We start from the raw sequence: 16712 nt of genomic DNA on the forward strand, positions 1-16712 counted from the left end.
AACACAAGTGACCGTACGTACACACTTCATGACGGTACGTCAGCAGTCGCACCCGCAGTCGCATCCATCACAGCAATCGCACCCGTCGCAGCACTTGCAGACATCACAGCAATCGCAGCAGTCACAGTCGCAGTCGCGGCAGAAGCCTTCCTGCTTCTTCCGCGACCAGGGGCCCTCGTACTCCTTGGCGCAGCACATCTGGCAGGTGCAGCAGAGCCCGGCGAAGACGCCGCACCCCGCGAGGAAGCCGCGCGGCGCGGGGGGCCTGGGTCCCTCGCCCTGCGGCGGCGAACCGTACGGGTTGCCGGGCACCGGGGCGTACGGGCCGCCGGGCGGCGGCGAACCGTAGGGACCGGGCTGGTGGGAGCCGTGAGCACCGGTATCGGCGTGACCGTGGACATCGGCGTCGCCGTGACCGTGCGCATCGGCACCGCCGTGGGCGCAGCCCGCCGTCCCGAAGGACCGGTTCACGGACTGCTTCAGCTCGTGGGCGAGCAGGACGTGCGCCAGCCTGCCGTCGACGAAGTCGACCTCGCGCAGGGCGAGCCGGATGCCGTGCACCGCGTCATCGGCGAGCCGCCGGGCCTCGGCCAGGTCGGTGCCGGTCGCCGTGAGCGGGTTCCAGGCGCCCGACGCGGCGTCGGACGCCTGGTCCTCCACGGCGTCCAGGAGGTGCGCGAGCCGTCCGAAGAGGCGGCCCGCCTCGGCCAGCGGCTCGGCGTTGTGCGGGCGCCCGGCGAGTACGGCCGTGTGCGCGAAGGCCGCGGCGGTGGCCGTCTCGGTCGGCTCGGTGACCGTGAGCAGGGAGGTGCCCGGCCCGGCGAGCGCCTCGATCGCGGTCTGCCGGTCGACCGCGTCGACCAGGACCGCCGTGTCGAACCCGAGTGAGGCGCCGGTGCGGGCGCCCGCCCGGTCCCAGCTCGCGGCGAGCCGGCGGGCCGCCAGCGCCACCGGCCTGCGCTTCAACAGCCCGTCCCGGTCGGCCACGTGGTCGCGGACCTTCGCCGAGGCCAGGACCAGCGAGACGGCCGCGGCGAGCCGGGCGCCCTCGCCCTGGGCGACCGGGGCCGTCCGCATCGCGCGCAGCGGACAGGGCCCGGCGGTGCGCCTGCGCCCGGTGCTGCTCTCGACCTGAGCCTCCGTCAGAACCGAGACGATCAGCCCGTCGTAGTTGGTCACGACCCGGGCGAGCTGGCCGTGGTCGGAGCGAAGTGCCAGGCAGAGGCCGCAGAGATGGGCCATCCACTCGGTTCTCAGGCCCTCTGTGAGCCGATGCGAGCAGGGCCTGACGATTCCGAACACGACGCTCCCCCGGGTGCCGCGGGACACCTCGCCCCACGCCTCGTTCAACAGTGCGGCAGGCATCGTATCGAGCGATCCGTTCACCCGTACGTCCGCTCCATCACCCGTCTGGACGGAAGTTCATATTTTGTATCCGTTACCCGTCGTACAGCGGAAGAAAGCTGACGATTCGCCACATCTTCTGCACCAGTCCCGTCACGAATCCCCTGCACGGCGGCTATCCACTTGGCGCGGTATCCGCATCATGGACGACCATAGGGGTGCGGAACGCGAGAAGTAGCAAGAAGAAGTCCGCTGTGAGAGGAGGCGTCCATGGGATCGGTGCGCAAGGCGAGTGCCTGGCTGGGACTTGTCGAGGACAACGACGACCGCTACTACGACGACGAGTACACCGAGGAAGCCGAGTCCGGCGAAGCCTGGGTGACGGACCCGCGGGTGCGGGTGGCCTCCGAGGCGGCCCACGAGCAGGGGCGCCGGATCGCCACGGTCACGCCCGACGGGTTCCGTGACGCGCGCGGCATCGGCGAGCTCTTCCGCGAGGGCGTCCCGGTCATCGTGAACCTCACGTCCATGGAGCCCGGTGACGCCAAGCGCGTCGTGGACTTCGCGGCCGGCCTGACGTTCGGGCTGCGCGGCTCCATCGAGCGCGTGGCGACGAGGGTCTTCCTGCTGACCCCCGCCGACACCCAGATCGTCAGCGGCGAGGCCGCGGGCCGCGCCACCGGCGGCTTCTTCAACCAGAGCTGAGCGGGGCGCTCACCGGATCACCGTTCCTAGCGGAACGCGTCCAGTCCGGTGAGCGCCTTGCCCAGCACCAGCTGGTGCATCTCCACGGTGCCCTCATAGGTGAGCACCGACTCCAGATTGGTGGCGTGCCGCATCACGGGGTACTCCAGCGAGATCCCGTTGGCCCCGAGGATCGTGCGCGAGGTGCGGCAGATCTCGATCGCCTCCCGTACGTTGTTGAGCTTTCCGAAGCTGACCTGTTCCGGACGGAGCCTGCCCGCGTCCATGCGCCGCCCCAGATGGTGGGCCAGCAGGACGCCCTTGTGGAGCTCGACCGCCATGTCGGCGAGCTTGGCCTGGGTGAGCTGGAAGCCGCCGATGGGCCTGCCGAACTGCTCGCGGCTCTTCGCGTAGTCCACCGCCGCCTCGAACGAGGCACGGGCCGCGCCCATCGCACCCCAGACGATTCCGTACCGCGCGTGCGAGAGACAGCTCAGCGGGCCCTTGAGCCCGGTGACCCCCGGCAGCACCGCGTCGGCGGGCAGCCGCACCTCGTCCATGACCAGCTCGCTGGTGACCGATGCCCGCAGCGACCACTTGTGCTTGATCTCGGGCGCCGAGAAGCCGGGGGTGTCGGTGGGGACGACGAATCCCCTGATACCGCCGCTCCCGTCGTCCGTCTGCGCCCAGACCACCGCGACCCCGGCGACCGACCCGTTGGTGATCCACATCTTGCGGCCGTTGAGCACCCAGTCGGTGCCGTCCCTCTTCGCGTACGTACGCATCCCGGCGGGGTCGGAGCCGTGGTCGGGCTCGGTGAGGCCGAAGCAGCCGATGGTCTCGCCGGCCGCCATCGACGGCAGCCAGCGCTCCTTCTGCTCCTCGGAGCCGAACTTCCAGATCGCGTACATCGCGAGCGAGCCCTGGACCGAGACGAGGGAGCGGATGCCGGAGTCGGCGGCCTCCAGCTCCAGACAGGCCAGGCCGTACTGGACGGCGGTGGCGCCCGCGCAGCCGTGGCCGGTGAGCGACATTCCGAGCGCGCCCATGGCGCCGAGCTCCCGCGCGAGCTCGCGGATGGGCAGCTCGCCGCTCTCGTACCACTCGGCGATGTGCGGCAGGACCCGGTCGGCGGCCCAGGAGCGGACGGTGTCGCGGACCGCGAGGTCCTCGTCGCTCAGCAGGTCGTCGAGCCCGAGGGGGTCGGCCGGGTCGAAGGGGGGCAGCTTGGCGGGTGCGGACATGAGGATGCCTCCGGCGTCCCTGAGAACCTGTGCGGCTCAGCTAAAACTAGCAGTGGTAGTTATTGCTGCCCGCTGACGTTACGGCTCAGTGTGCCGCGCGTCCAGACCCGCCCGTCCGTGCGGGCCCCCCGCCTCAGTGGCCGCCGGGCCCGGATCCCGCCGCCTCGGTGGCCGGAACGCCCGCCGCCGCGGGGACCCTGGCGTGCTGCTCGGTCCGCTGCTCGGGCAGCCCCGGCGCGAGCTCGGTGTGCTGCGCCCCGCACTCCATCACCCGGGGCAGCCGCAGCGCGGCCAGCGCGCCCAGGACCAGCAGACCCACGCTGACCAGCAGCGTCACATGCAGGCCATGGACGAAGGAGTGCCGCGCGGCGCTGCGCAGGGCCGCGCCCGCCGGGCCGCCGAGGCGGTCCGCGACGTCATAGGCCTCGCCCAGGGAGTTGGCCGCGCCCGCCGAGGCCTCGCGCGGGACCCCGGGGACCGAGGCGAGCCCGGGGGCGTAGGCCGCGTTCATCACGCTGCCGAGCAGGGCGATACCCATTCCGGCGCCGAGCTGGTAGGAGGTCTCGCCGATCGCGGCGGCCCCGCCCGCACAGTCGGCGGGCGCCTCGCTCAGCATCGATTCGTACGCCCCGAAGAGCGTCGTCTGGAGGCCGAAGCCCAGGACTATGAAGGCACTGGTGAGCAGCAGCGGCCGGTCGTGCTGGCCCATCAGGACGAGCAGCAGCACGGCGGCGGCGGTCAGGGCGAAGCCGCAGCCGACCATCGTGCGCGGGCCGAAGCGGCGCAGGGTGTACGAGCCGGTGGCCCCGGCGGCCATCGCGGCGAAGGTGAGGGGCAGCAGCCGCAGCCCGGTTTCGAGCGGGCTGAGCCCGAGGACCAGCTGGAGGTACTGGACGGCTATGAGCTCCAGGCCGACCAGCGCCAGCATGGCGAGGACGATGCACCCGATCGAGGTGGAGAAGGTGGGCCGGGCGAACATCCGCATGTCGACCAGCGGATGGCGGCGCCGCTTCTGGCGCCGTACGAACAGGACGATCAGGGCGGTGCCCGCGCACAGCGGCGCCAGGGTGAAGAGGTCGAGCAGCCCGTGACCGGCGCCCAGCCGCTTCACGCCCAGGACCAGGGTGATCACTCCGGCGGCGGCCGTCAGCGCGCCGAGCACGTCCCACGGCCCGTCGGTGCCGCCCTTGGACTCGGGCAGCAGCTTGCGGCCCAGCGGGAGGATCAGCGCCATCAGCGGGATGTTGATCAGGAAGACCGAGCCCCACCAGAAGTGCTGGACGAGGAAGCCGCCGAGCACGGGTCCGGTGGCGGCGCCTATCGCCGCGGTGGCGGTCCACACGCCGATGGCGGTGGCGCGTTCCCGACGGTCGGGGAAGACCGCGCGGAGGATGGAGAGCGTGGCGGGCATGATCATCGCGCCGCCGACACCTAGCAGCGCACGGGCCACGATCAGGAGCTCGGCCGACCCGGCCAGGGCCGCGACGGCGGACGCCAGACCGAAGATCCCGTAACCGAGCAGCAGCACCCGGCGGCGGCCGACGCGGTCGCCGAGGGTGCCGAAGAGGATGAGGAGGGCGGCGCAGACCAGCGGATAGGCGTCGACGATCCACAGCAGCGCGGTGGCGCTGGGGCGCAGATCCTCGGTGACCGAGGGGACGGCGACGTGCAGGACGGTCGCGTCGAGCGCGACGAGCAGCAGACTCACACAGAGGACGACGAGGACGACCCAGCGGTTGGCACCGCCGGCGGTCGCACGCGCGCGTGCGGCGTCCGTCATCGTTCCTGCCATGTGTGTACCTCCTGTACGGCGGCCCCTGCCGGGGTCCCGGGACACGCCGGCCTCGCGGTGACGCATCGTCCCCGCTCTCGGCGGACCCTGTACCTGCGTGGTCTTGTGGGTCCGGCATCGACGAGCGAGTGATTCGTCAGCGTACGCGAGTTCCAGCCATCGGCACGTGGTCCACCTCTCACCCCATTGGACGCACCCTGTGGCGTGCGCCACATCGAACGAAGAGCGGGGAGTCGCCACCCCGGGGCATTAATGATCTTGGCACGCCGTGTCGGTGAATCCTGGCACCCCGTGCCAGGCCTGATGGCTGAACGATGAATTCCGGCCCGCTTCCCGGAGAATCTGTTCACCGGATTCAAAGAGCGTTCCGCACCGGCCTGCGGCGGAATAGATTCCAAGGTCATCCGCGCATTTCCCGGGCCCGGGAATAAACCGTGACGTGAGACATACTCCACATCACATCGTCATCACAAAGCCGCCGGATCGGCCTGGGCCGTCACTCACTCGCTGTAACGTCGATTGAGTGCGTACCGACCGAATCTTCGCCCGTCTGGACCGGGAGCCCGAGCCGCCGAAGATAGCGATCCCGCGGATGAGCCGTCATCGCGTGATCCTCTTCAGCGCGACGATGGCGTTCTACGTCGCCATCGTCGTCGCCGTGCTCGCCTCGTCCTGGCTCGTCGAGCTGGACTGGAAGGTCATGCTGTTCCGGCCCTACGAGCAGTGGCCGCAGCTGCACGCCTTCCTCGACTACTTCGTGGTCCTGGGCCAGCGCGGCCCCACGGCGGTGATGGTCGCGGCCTGGCTGGGCTGGCGCTCCTGGCGGCAGCACACCCTGCGCCCGCTGCTCGCGCTGGGCGCCTCGCTGCTGCTCCTGAACATCACGGTCGGCGCGGTCAAGCTCGGCCTCGGCCGCCTCGGCCCGCACTACGCGACGCAGATCGGCTCGGCCGAACTGTTCGCGGGCGGCGATATATTCCCCTCCGGCCACACCGCCAACGCGGTCGTGACCTGGGGCATCCTCGCCTATCTGGCCACCACCCCGCGGGCCCGGCGCTGGCTGTCGGTGATCTCGGCCGTGGTCGCCCTGGGCGTCGGCGCCACCACCGTCTACCTCGGCACCCACTGGGTGAGCGACGTGCTCCTCGGCTGGGCGGCCGGACTGCTCATCCTGCTGGCGCTGCCCTGGTGCGAGCCGCTGATCGCCCGCGCCGAGGCGCTGGTCTTCGCGCTGCGGGCCAAGTGGCGCGCACGCGGAACTGCCGTTCCGGCGCTGCCCGTTCCGGCCGGCGCGCTGCCCGGCGTGTTCGCCCAGCGCACCGCGAGCGAGGACGACGCCCCGGTGCGCGAGCCGGTGGGCGCGGCCAGTGGCGGGCGCACCGCGGGGGCCCGCGGCGCGGCCCGTCCGCCGGGCGCCGGTCCCCGCCCCGAGCGCCCGCCGGTGCCCCCGGCGGCCAGCAGGCGCCCGCAGCACCCCGAGCGCAGCCCGCGCCCGGCGCCGGCCCGCCCCCTCGGCGGCTGACACCCTCCAAGCAGCGGGAACGGTACGCACAACCACCCCCGCACGGCGAAGGCCCCGGCGGCTCCACTCGGAGCCGCCGGGGCCTTCGCCGTCCGTACGCGTCGTCCCTGCGGGAGCGAGATTCAACCGCGCCAGCAGCGGATCACCGTGCCGTCGGCCACCTCGAAGTTCAGCCGCCCTTCCAGGTACTCCATGGTGATGATCGAGCCAGGAGCGAGCGACCTGACGGTGGTCCAGCCACGCGCGCGTGCCAGCCGCTCGGCGGCCTCGCCGGCCAGGCCCACATAGGCGTCGGGGGCGTCGTCGGGCTGTGCGGAGGGGGTCGGTATGGGTGCCATGCCAGCCACCGTAGGCGCCCCGGGGCGGTGACGGAAGCCGGGGCCCCTGCCCTGCCGCTGTCCGCACCACGTCCCCCGCCGGTCACACTTGTGTCACAGGATCATGGGCCGGGTTTACCTCGAACTTGGTCACTCGTACGGGGAGTTCCGGTCAGGCCGCCCAGAAATCGCACAGCCCCCGACAGGCCGTTCGGGCCCATTTCAGAATTCCCCCGGAAGCGCCCCCGAAACACCCGGCTGAATTTCTCAGCCAAGCCTCCGCGTGGGGAATTGACGAGCCATAGGGAATTCACGGCATCCTTACACGATCCGCACCGACGGCGGATCCTCTTCGCCGTCGGCTGCGTCCGGCGCGTTGGCTCGTATGCGCCTATCCCGGTCATGTACGCACCCTGTCGGACCGGGTACCAGCGCGAGCATCATGGCTACCGGCCTGATGCCTGACACCTGAGTGGGGGCGGCGATGGGTACGGAGACGGCGACCGCGGACGCGGGACCACACGAGGCCCGGCAGTCGGGCCGGGTGATCGTGGACTGGCTGACCACCACGGACCACAAGAAGATCGGGCACCTCTACCTGATCACGTCGTTCGTCTTCTTCCTGATCGCCGGGCTGATGGCCATGTTCATGCGGGCCGAGCTGGCCCGCCCCGGCCTGCAGATCATGTCGAACAACGAGTTCAACCAGATGTTCACCATGCACGGCACGATCATGCTGCTGCTCTTCGCCACCCCCACCTTCGCGGGCTTCGCCAACGAGATCATGCCGCTCCAGATCGGCGCCCCCGACGTGGCGTTCCCCCGGCTCAACATGCTGGCGTACTGGCTGTTCCTCTTCGGCGGGCTCATCGTCCTCGGCTCGCTGCTCGTGCCCGGGGGCCCCGCGGCCTTCGGCTGGTTCGCCTACGCGCCGCTCAACTCCATGACCCGCTCCCCCGGCGTCGGCGCCGACCTGTGGATCATGGGGCTCGCGCTCTCCGGGTTCGGGACGATCCTGGGCGCGGTGAACTTCCTGACCACCATCATCGGGATGCGCGCGCCCGGCATGACGATGTTCCGGATGCCGATCTTCACCTGGAACGTGCTGTTCACCTCGATCCTGGTGCTGCTCGCCTTCCCGGTGCTCGCGGCGGCGCTGCTGGTCCTGGAGGCGGACCGCAGGTTCGGATCGGTGGTCTTCGAGCCGCAGTGGGGAGGCGCGCTGCTGTGGCAGCACCTCTTCTGGTTCTTCGGCCATCCCGAGGTCTACATCATCGCGCTGCCGTTCTTCGGCATCATCACGGAGATCATCCCGGTCTTCGCGCGCAAGCCGATCTTCGGCTATCTGACGCTGGTCGGCGCCACCATGTGCATCACCGGACTGTCGATCGTGGTGTGGGCGCACCACATGTTCGCCACCGGCGCGGTGCTGCTGCCGTTCTTCTCCTTCATGTCGTTCCTGATCGCGGTGCCGACCGGGGTGAAGTTCTTCAACTGGACGGGCACGATGCTGCGCGGCTCGCTCAGCTTCGAGACGCCGATGCTCTGGGCCGTGGGCTTCCTGATCAGCTTCCTGTTCGGCGGCCTCACCGGCGTCATCCTCGCCTCGCCACCACTCGACTTCCACGTCACCGACTCGTACTTCGTGGTGGCCCACTTCCACTACGTCGTCTTCGGCACGGTCGTCTTCGCCACCTTCGGCGGCTTCTACTTCTGGTGGCCCAAGTTCACCGGAAAGATGCTCGACGAACGGCTCGGGAAGATCCACTTCTGGACCCTCTTCGTCGGCTTCCACACCACGTTCCTGGTCCAGCACTGGCTGGGCGCCGAGGGCATGCCCCGCCGGTACGCGGACTATCTGGCCGCCGACGGCTTCACCGCCCTCAACACCGTCTCCTCCATCGGCGCCTTCCTGCTCGGCATGTCGACGCTGCCGTTCCTCTACAACGTCTGGAAGACGGCGAAGTACGGGACGAAGGTGGAGGTCGACGACCCCTGGGGGTTCGGGCGCTCGCTGGAGTGGGCGACCTCCTGCCCGCCGCCGCGCCACAACTTCACCACCATCCCCCGCATCCGCACCGAGTCGCCCGCCTTCGACCTGCACCACCCCGAGTACGCGCCGTTCCGCGACGATCTGGCGCCGGACCGGCCGCAGGAGAAGGAGAAGGACCCTCAGGGCCGGTAGGCGAGCTGGGGCACGGTGAAGCAGTTGGCACTCATGTCGCCCTGGGTCACCCACCCCTTGGCGTCCTGCCAGCGGGCCACCGACAGACAGGTACGGCGCTCCTTCGGCGGCCGGTCCAGGTGCGCGTACGACACCGGGAGCAGCAGCCCGTGCGCGGTGTACGGCTCGGTCCGGTTCAGGAAGCCCTCCACGCACGCGCGCGTGAGCGCGGCCGCCGCGCAGGACCGGGCGGCGTCGGTGAACCACATCGCCGCCGCCCATCCCTCCAGCTGCCACTGCGAGAGCGGCTTCTCCTTCATCGCCGCCCGGAACGCCCGTACCTCCGGCTGGTCCTTCTCCTCGTAGTTGCGCGAAGAGCCGGTCACCCACAGGGCGTTGCGGCAGCGCGGGGCGTCCCGGTAGTCGTCGGGCACCGCCGAGTTCCAGTTCTGCACATTGGTGACCTTGGCGGTGACCTTCGCCCCCAGCGCGTCCATCGCCTCGCACAGCTGCACATTGCCGTGCGTGTCCAGCGCGTCGAAGACGAGGTCGGCGCCCCGGGCCTTCAGATCTGCGGCGACCGCGCGGAAGTTCGGCAGCACGAAGTCGACCTGCTCGCCGACCACGTCGTACCCCTCGGCCTTCAGCCCCGCGGTCACCAGCCGGGCGTACGCGGCGGACGCGGCCTGGTTGTAGGAGACGACGGCGGCCGTGCGGGCGCCCTGCTCACGCTTGAAGTAGCGGTAGACCTCGGTGCCTCCGTAGAGGCTGCCGCCCCAGCCGGGGGTGCCGTCGCGCGGGGCGGCGCTGCCGTAGATCCCGTACAGGTGCGGATAGGTGTCGTAGGCCGCGCCGATGGGCTGGCCGCCGATGTCGGGGACGCCCTCGGCGGAGACCTCGGGGGCGCCCGCGTAGTCGAGCGCGGTGGTCGCGACCAGTGCGAACACCTTCTTCTCGGTCACCAGCCGGTGCACGCACTCGGTGTTGCCGACCCCGCTGCCCCCGTCGTCGCAGGTGAGCACCTCCACCTTGCGGCCGCCCAGGCCTCCTTGGGCGTTCAGCGCGTCGAAGTAGGCGCGGGCGCCGTCGCGCGGCCCGGTGAACGCGGCGCCGCCGACCGGGCTGGTCTCGCTCGCGATGATGCCGACCCGGACCGGTTCGGCCGCCGGCGCGGTCGGCCGGTCCTCGAAGTCCCGCTCGGGCAGCCGGCTGCCGCAGCCGGCGCCCAGCAGGAGCAGCGCCGTCAGCAGCAGGCCTTCAGCAGCCCGGCGCGGCCGCATTGCCGCTCAACTGCACGAGGGCGCAGAGCGTCTTCACCGAGACCTTCCACGTCTGGTCCTGGAGCACCGCGGTGCCCTTGGCGCCGGGCAGCGCCGGGTTGCCGCCGACCAGCAGGTCGTACGTCACGGTGGCCTGGGTGGGCGAACCGAAGCTGACACCGGTGACCTTGGCGGAGGACTGCGCGGCGTTCTTGTCACCGCCGAACGCGACGAGCAGCGGCCGCAGCGCGTCGCCGTTCTCCAGCACCTTCACCTTGGCGTCGGTGGACGCCTTGGGGTCGAAGAACGTCGTCCAGTTCTTCTCGATCTGCGCCTTGGCCGCCGCCGGGTCGGCCGGCTGGTCGGCGGCCGGGGAGTTGGCGGGCGCGGTCGCGGTGGGCGAGGGGGACTTCTCGGAGCTGCCGCCGCTGTCCGAGCACGCCGAGGCGGCCGGGAACAGCACGAGCACCGCCGCGGCCGCCCAGGCCGCGGGCCGAACACGTGTGCCGGGACTCATCTGGCTCACCACCAAGACTGGATGCTTCCAGGGTCTGCCGCTTCAGGGCATAGTGCAAGGAATCGCCTTCCACCACCAGACGGGCGGACACCGGACATGGGGACCTGATGCCGACTTCCCGGCTGCTGTGGGCGGGCCTTGCTGCCGCCGCCTGCGGCGCGGTCCTCTGTGTCGCGGGCTGGTACGGCGTCTCCGGCGAGCGCTTCGCCGCCCGCCAGATCCCTTACCTCGCCTCCTGTACGGTCCCGGGCGCGGCCCTGATCGTGGCGGGCGCGGTGCTGCTCGCGCGGACCGCCGGTGCGGAAGCAGCCGTTCGGGTGAACCGGCCCGGCCAGGAGGCGCCGTCCCCCGACGAGCCCGGCCCACCCTCCTCCGACGGCCCCTTGCTCCGCGTCCCGGGCGGCACCCTCGCCCACCGCCCCGACTGCCCGCTGGTGGCCGGGCGGCCGGACGCACACCCGGCGGGCGAGGCGCCGCTGGAACCCTGCCCCGTGTGCGAGCCCTGACCCGTGGCGTCCCTGACGTACGACCTGACCCTCGCGGGACTCACCGTCGGCAGCGCCGCCGCCCTCACCGGCATGGGCCTCGTCGTCACCTACCGGGCCACCGGCGTGCTCAATCTGGCGCACGGCGCGATCGCCATGGTCTGCGCCTATGTACTGCGCCAGCTCGTCGTCGAGTGGCACTGGCCGCTCGCCCCGGCCGCCGCCGTCACCCTGCTCGTGGCCGCCCCCGGCCTGGGCGTGCTGCTCGACGTCCTGGTCTTCCGGCCGCTGTCCCTCCAGGGCAACGACCCGGCCCGCACCCTGGTCGCCTCGATCGGCGTCTTCGTCCTGCTCGTCGGCGGCGCCGCGCTGATCTGGGGCCCGGGCGCGCGGGCCGACGCCCCGGCGCTGGTGACCGGCGAGCCCTGGGGCCAACTGGCGGTGGTGGCGGCCCTCGTCGCCCTGGTGGGCGCGGTGACCCGCTGGACGCGGTTCGGCGGCGAGGTGCGGGCGGTCGTCGACAACCGCGAACTGGCCGCGCTCGGCGGCATCGACACCGACCGGGTGGCGTCGGTCGGCTGGGCGTTCGGCGCCTTCACCGCCGGTCTCACCGGTGTGCTGCTCGCGCCCTACGTCCGCCTCGACCCGTACGGCCTCCCCCTGCTCGTCGTCGAGGTGATCGCGGTCGCGGTGATCGCCAGGATGCGCGGTGTGGTGGTCGCGGTGGGCGCCGCGCTGCTGATCGGGGTGGCACAGGCGCAGCTGACCCGGCTCCATCCGTCCGGGCGCGCCGAACCGCTGGTCCAGGCCGTGGGGGCGAACCTGTTCGTGGTGGCGCTGCTGGTCGCGGCGCTCGTGCTGCCGGGCGTCGGGACGCGGGACGCGCTGTCGCGGACGACGGTCGCCGCGGTGCGGATACCGCCCGCCGCCTGGCTGGTGGCGGGCGTCCTGTTCCTGCTGCCGCTGGGCTTCGCGGGCTCCGACCTGCACACCTCGGTGCAGGTCCCGGCGCTGGCGATCGTGCTGCTCTCGCTGGTCGTGGTGAGCGGCCGGGGCGGCCAGATCTCGCTGGGCCAGACGGCGTACGCGGGTCTGGGCGCCCTGTTCACCGGCTGGCTCTCGCAGTCGGTGCCGGAGCTGGTCGCGCTGCTCCTCGCGGTGCTCCTGGTCGCCCCGCTCGGCCTGCTCACGGGCCGGCCCGCGATCCGCCGCCACGGTCTGGCGCTCGCCCTGGCCACCCTCGCGGTCTCCGTCGCCACCAGCCGCTTCGTCTTCGCCCAGCCGTACGCGACCTCGGGCCTGACCCTGACCCGCCCGGCGGGCCTGGGCGACGACCGCGCGTACTACACCGTCGAACTCGCCCTGCTCGCCTGCGCGTTGCTCGCCGTGGCGGCCCTGCGCCGGGGCCGCACCGGACGCGCCCTGGCGGCGATGCGCGACCACGAGGAGGGCGCGCAGGCGGCGGGCGTGCCCGTCCCCGCGCTCAAGATCGTCGCGTTCGTCATCGGCGCCGCCCTCGCCGCGCTCGGCGGGGGGCTGCTCTCGATGGGGCTGCGGACCTTCGACCCGGGCGCGTACGACCCGGTGCGCGGGCTGCTCTGGTTCGCGGCGGTGGTGGTGCTCGGCGCGGACAACCCGCTGGGCGCCCCGGCCGCGGCCGCCCTCCTGGTCGGCCTGGACGCGGGCACCCGGGGCGGGGTGGCGGCCGCCGCCATCGGTCTGCTCGCCCTGCTCGTCGGCCGCTTCCCGCAGGCCCACGAGCTGCTCTCCCGCCGCCCCAGCCCCCCGAAGGCCCCACCGGCCGCGGCACGGAAGGTGTACGCGCTCCCGGCGGCCCCGGCCCCGGCGGCGCCCCCCGAACTCGCCGCGCACGGGGTGCGGCTCTCGTACGGCTCGTACACCGTCCTCGCGGGTGTCGACCTGGCCGTGCCACCGGGCCGGGTCACCGCGCTGATCGGCGGCAACGGCGCCGGGAAGACCACGCTGTTCCACTGCCTGTGCGGCACCCTGCGCCCCGACGCGGGGCGGGTCGCGTTCGGCGGGGACGACATCACCCGCCGCCCGGCCCACGCCCGTACCCGGCTCGGCATCGCGCGGACCTTCCAGCAGATCGCGGTGTTCCCCTCGCTGACCGTCGAGGAGAACGTACGGATCGGGGCCGAGCAGGGCCGGGTGCGCGACCCGGCGGCGGTGGAGCAGGCGCTGCGGCTGATGGGCCTCGCGGGCGGGGTGCGGCGGCTGCCGGCCGCCGGACTGCCCACCGGCACGCTGCGCCGCGTCGAGCTCGGCCGGGCGCTGGCGGGCCGCCCGCACACACTTCTCCTCGACGAGCCGGCCGCCGGGCTCGACACCGCCGAGGCCGGGGAACTGGCCCGGGTGCTGCGGGCGCTGGCCGCCGACGGCATGGCCGTACTCGTCGTCGAGCACGACCTCGACCTGGTCGCGGACATCGCCGACACGGTCCATGTGATGCGGGCGGGACGGATCGGATGACGACGGACGGGCCCATGCGATGAGCATCGAGATCGAGCTGAGGGGCGCGCGGGTGCGGTACGGCCCGCTGGAGGCGCTGCACGGGGTCGACCTGGCGGTGCCCGCCCGCGCCCTGACCGTCCTGCTCGGCCGCAACGGCTCCGGCCGCACGACCGCGCTGCGCGCCCTGGCGGGGACGGTGACGCCGACGGCCGGGCGGGTGGTGTGGCGCGGTGCCGACGTCACCCGGCTGCCCGTACACGAGCGCGCGCGGCGCGGACTGTGCCTGGTCCCGGACGTACGGGCCGTGCACGCCGGGCTGACCGTCGCCGAGAACCTCGAACTCGTCGCTCCGGGCGGGGACTTCACGGCGGCGCTCGACGGCTATCCGGCGCTGTGGCCGCTGCTGCCCCGGCGGGCGGGCACCCTGTCGGGCGGCGAGCAGCGGATGCTCGCGGTGTCGCGCGCGCTGGTCGGCGGCGCCCGGCTCGTCCTGCTCGACGAGCCGGCCCAGGGCATGTCCCCCGAAGTGGCCGAGCGCACCTACGACCTGCTGGCCGAGCTCGCGCGGGAGCGGGCCGTGGTGGTCGCGGAGCAACGACTCCCGCCCGGCCGCCCGGCGATCGTGCACCGGCTGCGGCGCGGCAACGTGGTCTTCAGCGGCGAGAGCGCGGAGCTGGAAGGCCCGCGCCCCTGATCCGCCGGGCGCGGGTGGCGAGGTCGCCGCGCCGAAAGCGCCCGAGCCCCACCCGGTCGGGCGACCGGGCGGGGTGGTGGCGCGGCTCAGAGGGCGAGCCGCTCGCCGGGCAGGATCAGGTCCGGATCGCCGCCGACGACCGCCTTGTTGGCGGCGTACAGCGTCTCCCAGGTGGTGCCGTGCGCCTCGGCGATGGCGGACAGCGTGTCCCCCTCGCGCACGGTGTAGTCGCCGCCGCGCGCATCCCGGTCGGTCCGGACGGGCGGCCGCTCGGGCGCCTTCGCCGGTGCCGCCTTGGCCTCGACCCGGCCGGTTCCCGCCTTGTGCGTATCGGCCTCGCGAGCCTCGCGCTTGGGCTCCGACCTGTGCTCGGCCTTGACCTTGGGCTTGGCCTTGGCCTTGTGCGTCGACGGCTTGGGCGCCGACGGCGCCTCCCCGTACGCCCCCGCCCGGGCGGCGCAGACGGGCCACGCGCCCCAGCCCTGCGCCCGCTGGAGCCGGGTGGCGACGGCTATCTGCTGAGAACGGCTCGCCCGGTCGGCGGTGGACGCGTACGCCCCGCCGCCGTGCGCCCGCCAGGATCCGGCGGAGAACTGGAGTCCGCCGTAGTAGCCGTTGCCGGTGTTGATGTGCCAGTTTCCTCCGCTCTCGCACTGCGCGATGCGGTCCCACACCGCACCGTCCGCCGCGCCGGCCGGGCCGGCGGAGACGGCTAGCAGCGCCAGCGGCGCCGCCACCAGGGCGGCGCCGATCGCCGCCACCGTGGAGCGCCTGGAGCTGGAACGACTGGTACCAACAGACATGAAGTCCCTCTTCCGAAGGACCCGGGACTCCCAGGCGGTACGGCCCGGTGACGCGTCCGGCGTCCCGTTCCGTGCCGCCCCGCCCGCCGGGGTCGTGCGCTTGCCTGTGGTGCGGTCGTACGAGTCGTAGCTGTCGTGCGGCCGTACGGGGCGGGCTGCCCGGGCGGTGCTAGGTGCACACGGCGTTGGAATGTAGGGACCGGATCACCCTGGTATCAACCAATGCCTTGTCATTCCAGGCCAGTTGACTATTACCTCGGGTAACGGCGATTTCCGGACACCCACTTGATTGATGGATTTCAGGATTTGTCGACCTGCCGTCAACCCGATCTGTGACCCAGCTCACCGGCCCAACTTCCGTGCAGCCGCCACGCGTTGACATGGAGTGAGGGGTTCCGGGGGCGTACTCACCCTCTGCGCCCGGTGGTTCGATTCCGTTCGCCCTGGGGCGTGACCCCTGCCACAGATCCGCCGTTGTCCTTTCAGGAGCCGGGAACCACCCGGCGCACGCATCCAGTAGGAGCCACCCGTGCCGCGCATGCTCGACGTCAGCGAGGACGTCCGCGCCGAGATCGGCGACGAAGAGGCCGACCGGCTGCTCGCCGGCGAGAACGCCCCGGGCAGCTACGACTGCACCTCCTGCCGCACCCCCGGCGACTCCGAGCACGAAGCCACCAGCACCGTGCTGTTCGTCGGCGAGGAGACCGCCGTCCTCGCCTTCGCCCACGCCTCCTGCATCCCCTCCCAGGTCGTCCAGGTCTCCGAGGAGCAGCTGCAGGGGGCCGTCCGGTCCATCACCGGCGACGAGTTCGGGGGTGCCGCACCCCAGCAGGCCGTGCTGGGGATCACCAGCGGCCTCATCCTGATCGAGGGCACCCTGCACCCGGCGCTCGTCGTGGAGCCGACCGCCCCGATCGCCCGCCCCGGCTCGGGCGGCACCACGGACGAGTTCCTGCCGCTCCTGATCGAGCAGGGCTTCGTCCCGGTCACCGACGTCGGCCGGATGCCCTCGGTGCTCGCCGGCTGGTCGGTGCTGCTCGCCATGGGCCAGCTGCACGCGATCCTGCAGCCCGGCACGGGCGGCAGCGGCAGCCCGGTCTCCTGGTGGCAGGCCCACCAGCCGCTCCAGGTGACCGAGGGCTGGCGCGCGGCCGCCAACCGCACCCAGCGCGTCCTGGTCTTCGCGGCCCCGGTCGGCTCCATCGGCCAGCAGCCCCGCGAGGACCTGCTGCGCGACGCCCTGGAGAAGGCGGCCTCGGACGGCACCCTGGTGTCGGCGGCGATGCCCCTGGCGGGCACGTGACCTGACGGTCGGCAACCCCCCGCCCCCGCAAAGACCCCGGGGCCCGGACCGCGTACCGGCCCGGGCCCCGGAGCCGTTGCCACGCCCGCCACGCGCACGCCGCGCCCGG

Annotated in this window: 14 protein-coding genes; 7 read left to right on the forward strand and 7 right to left on the reverse strand. The window is 72.4% G+C overall.

Features of this window, described 5'->3' with window-relative positions:
• Positions 1-39: 39 nt before the first annotated feature.
• Entirely contained in the window at positions 40-1302 is a 1263-nt protein-coding gene (locus OG965_RS11330) for a DUF5685 family protein (RefSeq protein WP_371656913.1), read from the reverse strand.
• Between the two features lie 312 nt (positions 1303-1614).
• On the opposite strand from OG965_RS11330, the gene OG965_RS11335 reads away from it, so the two are divergent.
• Positions 1615-2049 carry a cell division protein SepF gene (locus OG965_RS11335; protein ID WP_371651729.1) on the forward strand — a complete coding sequence of 145 codons (435 nt, stop codon included), beginning with the start codon at positions 1615-1617 and terminating at the stop codon, positions 2047-2049.
• Positions 2050-2075: 26 nt separating this feature from the next.
• Here OG965_RS11335 and OG965_RS11340 read toward each other — a convergent pair whose 3' ends face one another.
• Both OG965_RS11340 and OG965_RS11345 read right to left on the reverse strand, forming a co-directional pair.
• The gene (locus tag OG965_RS11340; protein ID WP_371651731.1) at positions 2076-3272 is read right to left on the reverse strand and encodes an acyl-CoA dehydrogenase family protein; all 1197 of its coding nucleotides are present in this window, start codon (positions 3270-3272) and stop codon (positions 2076-2078) included.
• 133 nt (positions 3273-3405) lie between these two features.
• Entirely contained in the window at positions 3406-5064 is a 1659-nt protein-coding gene (locus OG965_RS11345) for an MFS transporter (RefSeq protein WP_371651733.1), read from the reverse strand.
• Between the two features lie 523 nt (positions 5065-5587).
• On the opposite strand from OG965_RS11345, the gene OG965_RS11350 reads away from it, so the two are divergent.
• Positions 5588-6586: a phosphatase PAP2 family protein gene (locus OG965_RS11350; protein WP_371651735.1), complete on the forward strand. Its 999-nt coding sequence runs from the start codon at positions 5588-5590 to the stop codon at positions 6584-6586.
• A gap of 122 nt (positions 6587-6708) precedes the next feature.
• Here the strand turns inward: OG965_RS11350 and OG965_RS11355 are convergent, their stop codons facing one another.
• The gene (locus OG965_RS11355) at positions 6709-6924 is read right to left on the reverse strand and encodes an I78 family peptidase inhibitor (RefSeq protein ID WP_101387617.1); all 216 of its coding nucleotides are present in this window, start codon (positions 6922-6924) and stop codon (positions 6709-6711) included.
• Positions 6925-7387: 463 nt separating this feature from the next.
• On the opposite strand from OG965_RS11355, the gene ctaD reads away from it, so the two are divergent.
• Positions 7388-9088: a cytochrome c oxidase subunit I gene (gene ctaD / locus OG965_RS11360; RefSeq protein WP_371651738.1), complete on the forward strand. Its 1701-nt coding sequence runs from the start codon at positions 7388-7390 to the stop codon at positions 9086-9088.
• Here the strand turns inward: ctaD and OG965_RS11365 are convergent.
• Both OG965_RS11365 and OG965_RS11370 read right to left on the reverse strand, forming a co-directional pair.
• Complete coding sequence (locus tag OG965_RS11365; RefSeq protein ID WP_371651740.1) at positions 9076-10347, reverse strand: ABC transporter substrate-binding protein; 1272 nt, start codon at positions 10345-10347, stop codon at positions 9076-9078. The two genes, ctaD and OG965_RS11365, sit on opposite strands and share 13 nt — an antisense overlap.
• Positions 10325-10843, reverse strand: a complete 519-nt coding sequence (locus OG965_RS11370; protein WP_371651742.1) for a hypothetical protein — start codon at positions 10841-10843, stop codon at positions 10325-10327. The genes OG965_RS11365 and OG965_RS11370 overlap by 23 nt, the downstream gene beginning before the upstream one ends.
• Positions 10844-10950: 107 nt before the next feature.
• Between OG965_RS11370 and OG965_RS11375 the strand changes: the two genes are divergently transcribed.
• Genes OG965_RS11375 through OG965_RS11385 form a run of 3 tightly spaced genes read left to right on the forward strand, consistent with a single transcriptional unit; the run spans position 10951 to position 14497 of the window.
• Positions 10951-11349 carry a hypothetical protein gene (locus OG965_RS11375; protein ID WP_371651744.1) on the forward strand — a complete coding sequence of 133 codons (399 nt, stop codon included), beginning with the start codon at positions 10951-10953 and terminating at the stop codon, positions 11347-11349.
• A gap of 3 nt (positions 11350-11352) precedes the next feature.
• Positions 11353-13821 carry an ATP-binding cassette domain-containing protein gene (locus OG965_RS11380; RefSeq protein WP_371651746.1) on the forward strand — a complete coding sequence of 823 codons (2469 nt, stop codon included), beginning with the start codon at positions 11353-11355 and terminating at the stop codon, positions 13819-13821.
• Positions 13822-13840: 19 nt separating this feature from the next.
• Complete coding sequence (locus tag OG965_RS11385; RefSeq protein WP_371651748.1) at positions 13841-14497, forward strand: ATP-binding cassette domain-containing protein; 657 nt, start codon at positions 13841-13843, stop codon at positions 14495-14497.
• A gap of 86 nt (positions 14498-14583) precedes the next feature.
• Here OG965_RS11385 and OG965_RS11390 read toward each other — a convergent pair whose 3' ends face one another.
• Positions 14584-15300, reverse strand: a complete 717-nt coding sequence (locus tag OG965_RS11390; protein WP_371651750.1) for a transglycosylase family protein — start codon at positions 15298-15300, stop codon at positions 14584-14586.
• A 529-nt stretch (positions 15301-15829) separates the two neighbouring features.
• On the opposite strand from OG965_RS11390, the gene OG965_RS11395 reads away from it, so the two are divergent.
• Positions 15830-16603, forward strand: a complete 774-nt coding sequence (locus tag OG965_RS11395) for a hypothetical protein (RefSeq protein ID WP_371651752.1) — start codon at positions 15830-15832, stop codon at positions 16601-16603.
• Positions 16604-16712 lie beyond the last annotated feature (109 nt).

This window comes from Streptomyces sp. NBC_00224 (assembly GCF_041435195.1).
GTDB lineage: Bacteria > Actinomycetota > Actinomycetes > Streptomycetales > Streptomycetaceae > Streptomyces.

Excerpts from the sequence above, each read along its gene's own strand:
- OG965_RS11335 (WP_371651729.1), top strand. The coding sequence starts at position 1,615 with ATGGGATCGGTGCGCAAGGCGAGTGCCTGGCTGGGACTTGTCGAGGAC.
- OG965_RS11340 (WP_371651731.1), bottom strand. The coding sequence starts at position 3,272 with ATGTCCGCACCCGCCAAGCTGCCCCCCTTCGACCCGGCCGACCCCCTC.
- OG965_RS11345 (WP_371651733.1), bottom strand. The coding sequence starts at position 5,064 with ATGGCAGGAACGATGACGGACGCCGCACGCGCGCGTGCGACCGCCGGC.
- OG965_RS11355 (WP_101387617.1), bottom strand. The coding sequence starts at position 6,924 with ATGGCACCCATACCGACCCCCTCCGCACAGCCCGACGACGCCCCCGAC.
- ctaD (WP_371651738.1), top strand. The coding sequence starts at position 7,388 with ATGGGTACGGAGACGGCGACCGCGGACGCGGGACCACACGAGGCCCGG.
- OG965_RS11365 (WP_371651740.1), bottom strand. The coding sequence starts at position 10,347 with ATGCGGCCGCGCCGGGCTGCTGAAGGCCTGCTGCTGACGGCGCTGCTC.
- OG965_RS11370 (WP_371651742.1), bottom strand. The coding sequence starts at position 10,843 with ATGAGTCCCGGCACACGTGTTCGGCCCGCGGCCTGGGCGGCCGCGGCG.
- OG965_RS11375 (WP_371651744.1), top strand. The coding sequence starts at position 10,951 with ATGCCGACTTCCCGGCTGCTGTGGGCGGGCCTTGCTGCCGCCGCCTGC.
- OG965_RS11385 (WP_371651748.1), top strand. The coding sequence starts at position 13,841 with ATGAGCATCGAGATCGAGCTGAGGGGCGCGCGGGTGCGGTACGGCCCG.
- OG965_RS11390 (WP_371651750.1), bottom strand. The coding sequence starts at position 15,300 with ATGTCTGTTGGTACCAGTCGTTCCAGCTCCAGGCGCTCCACGGTGGCG.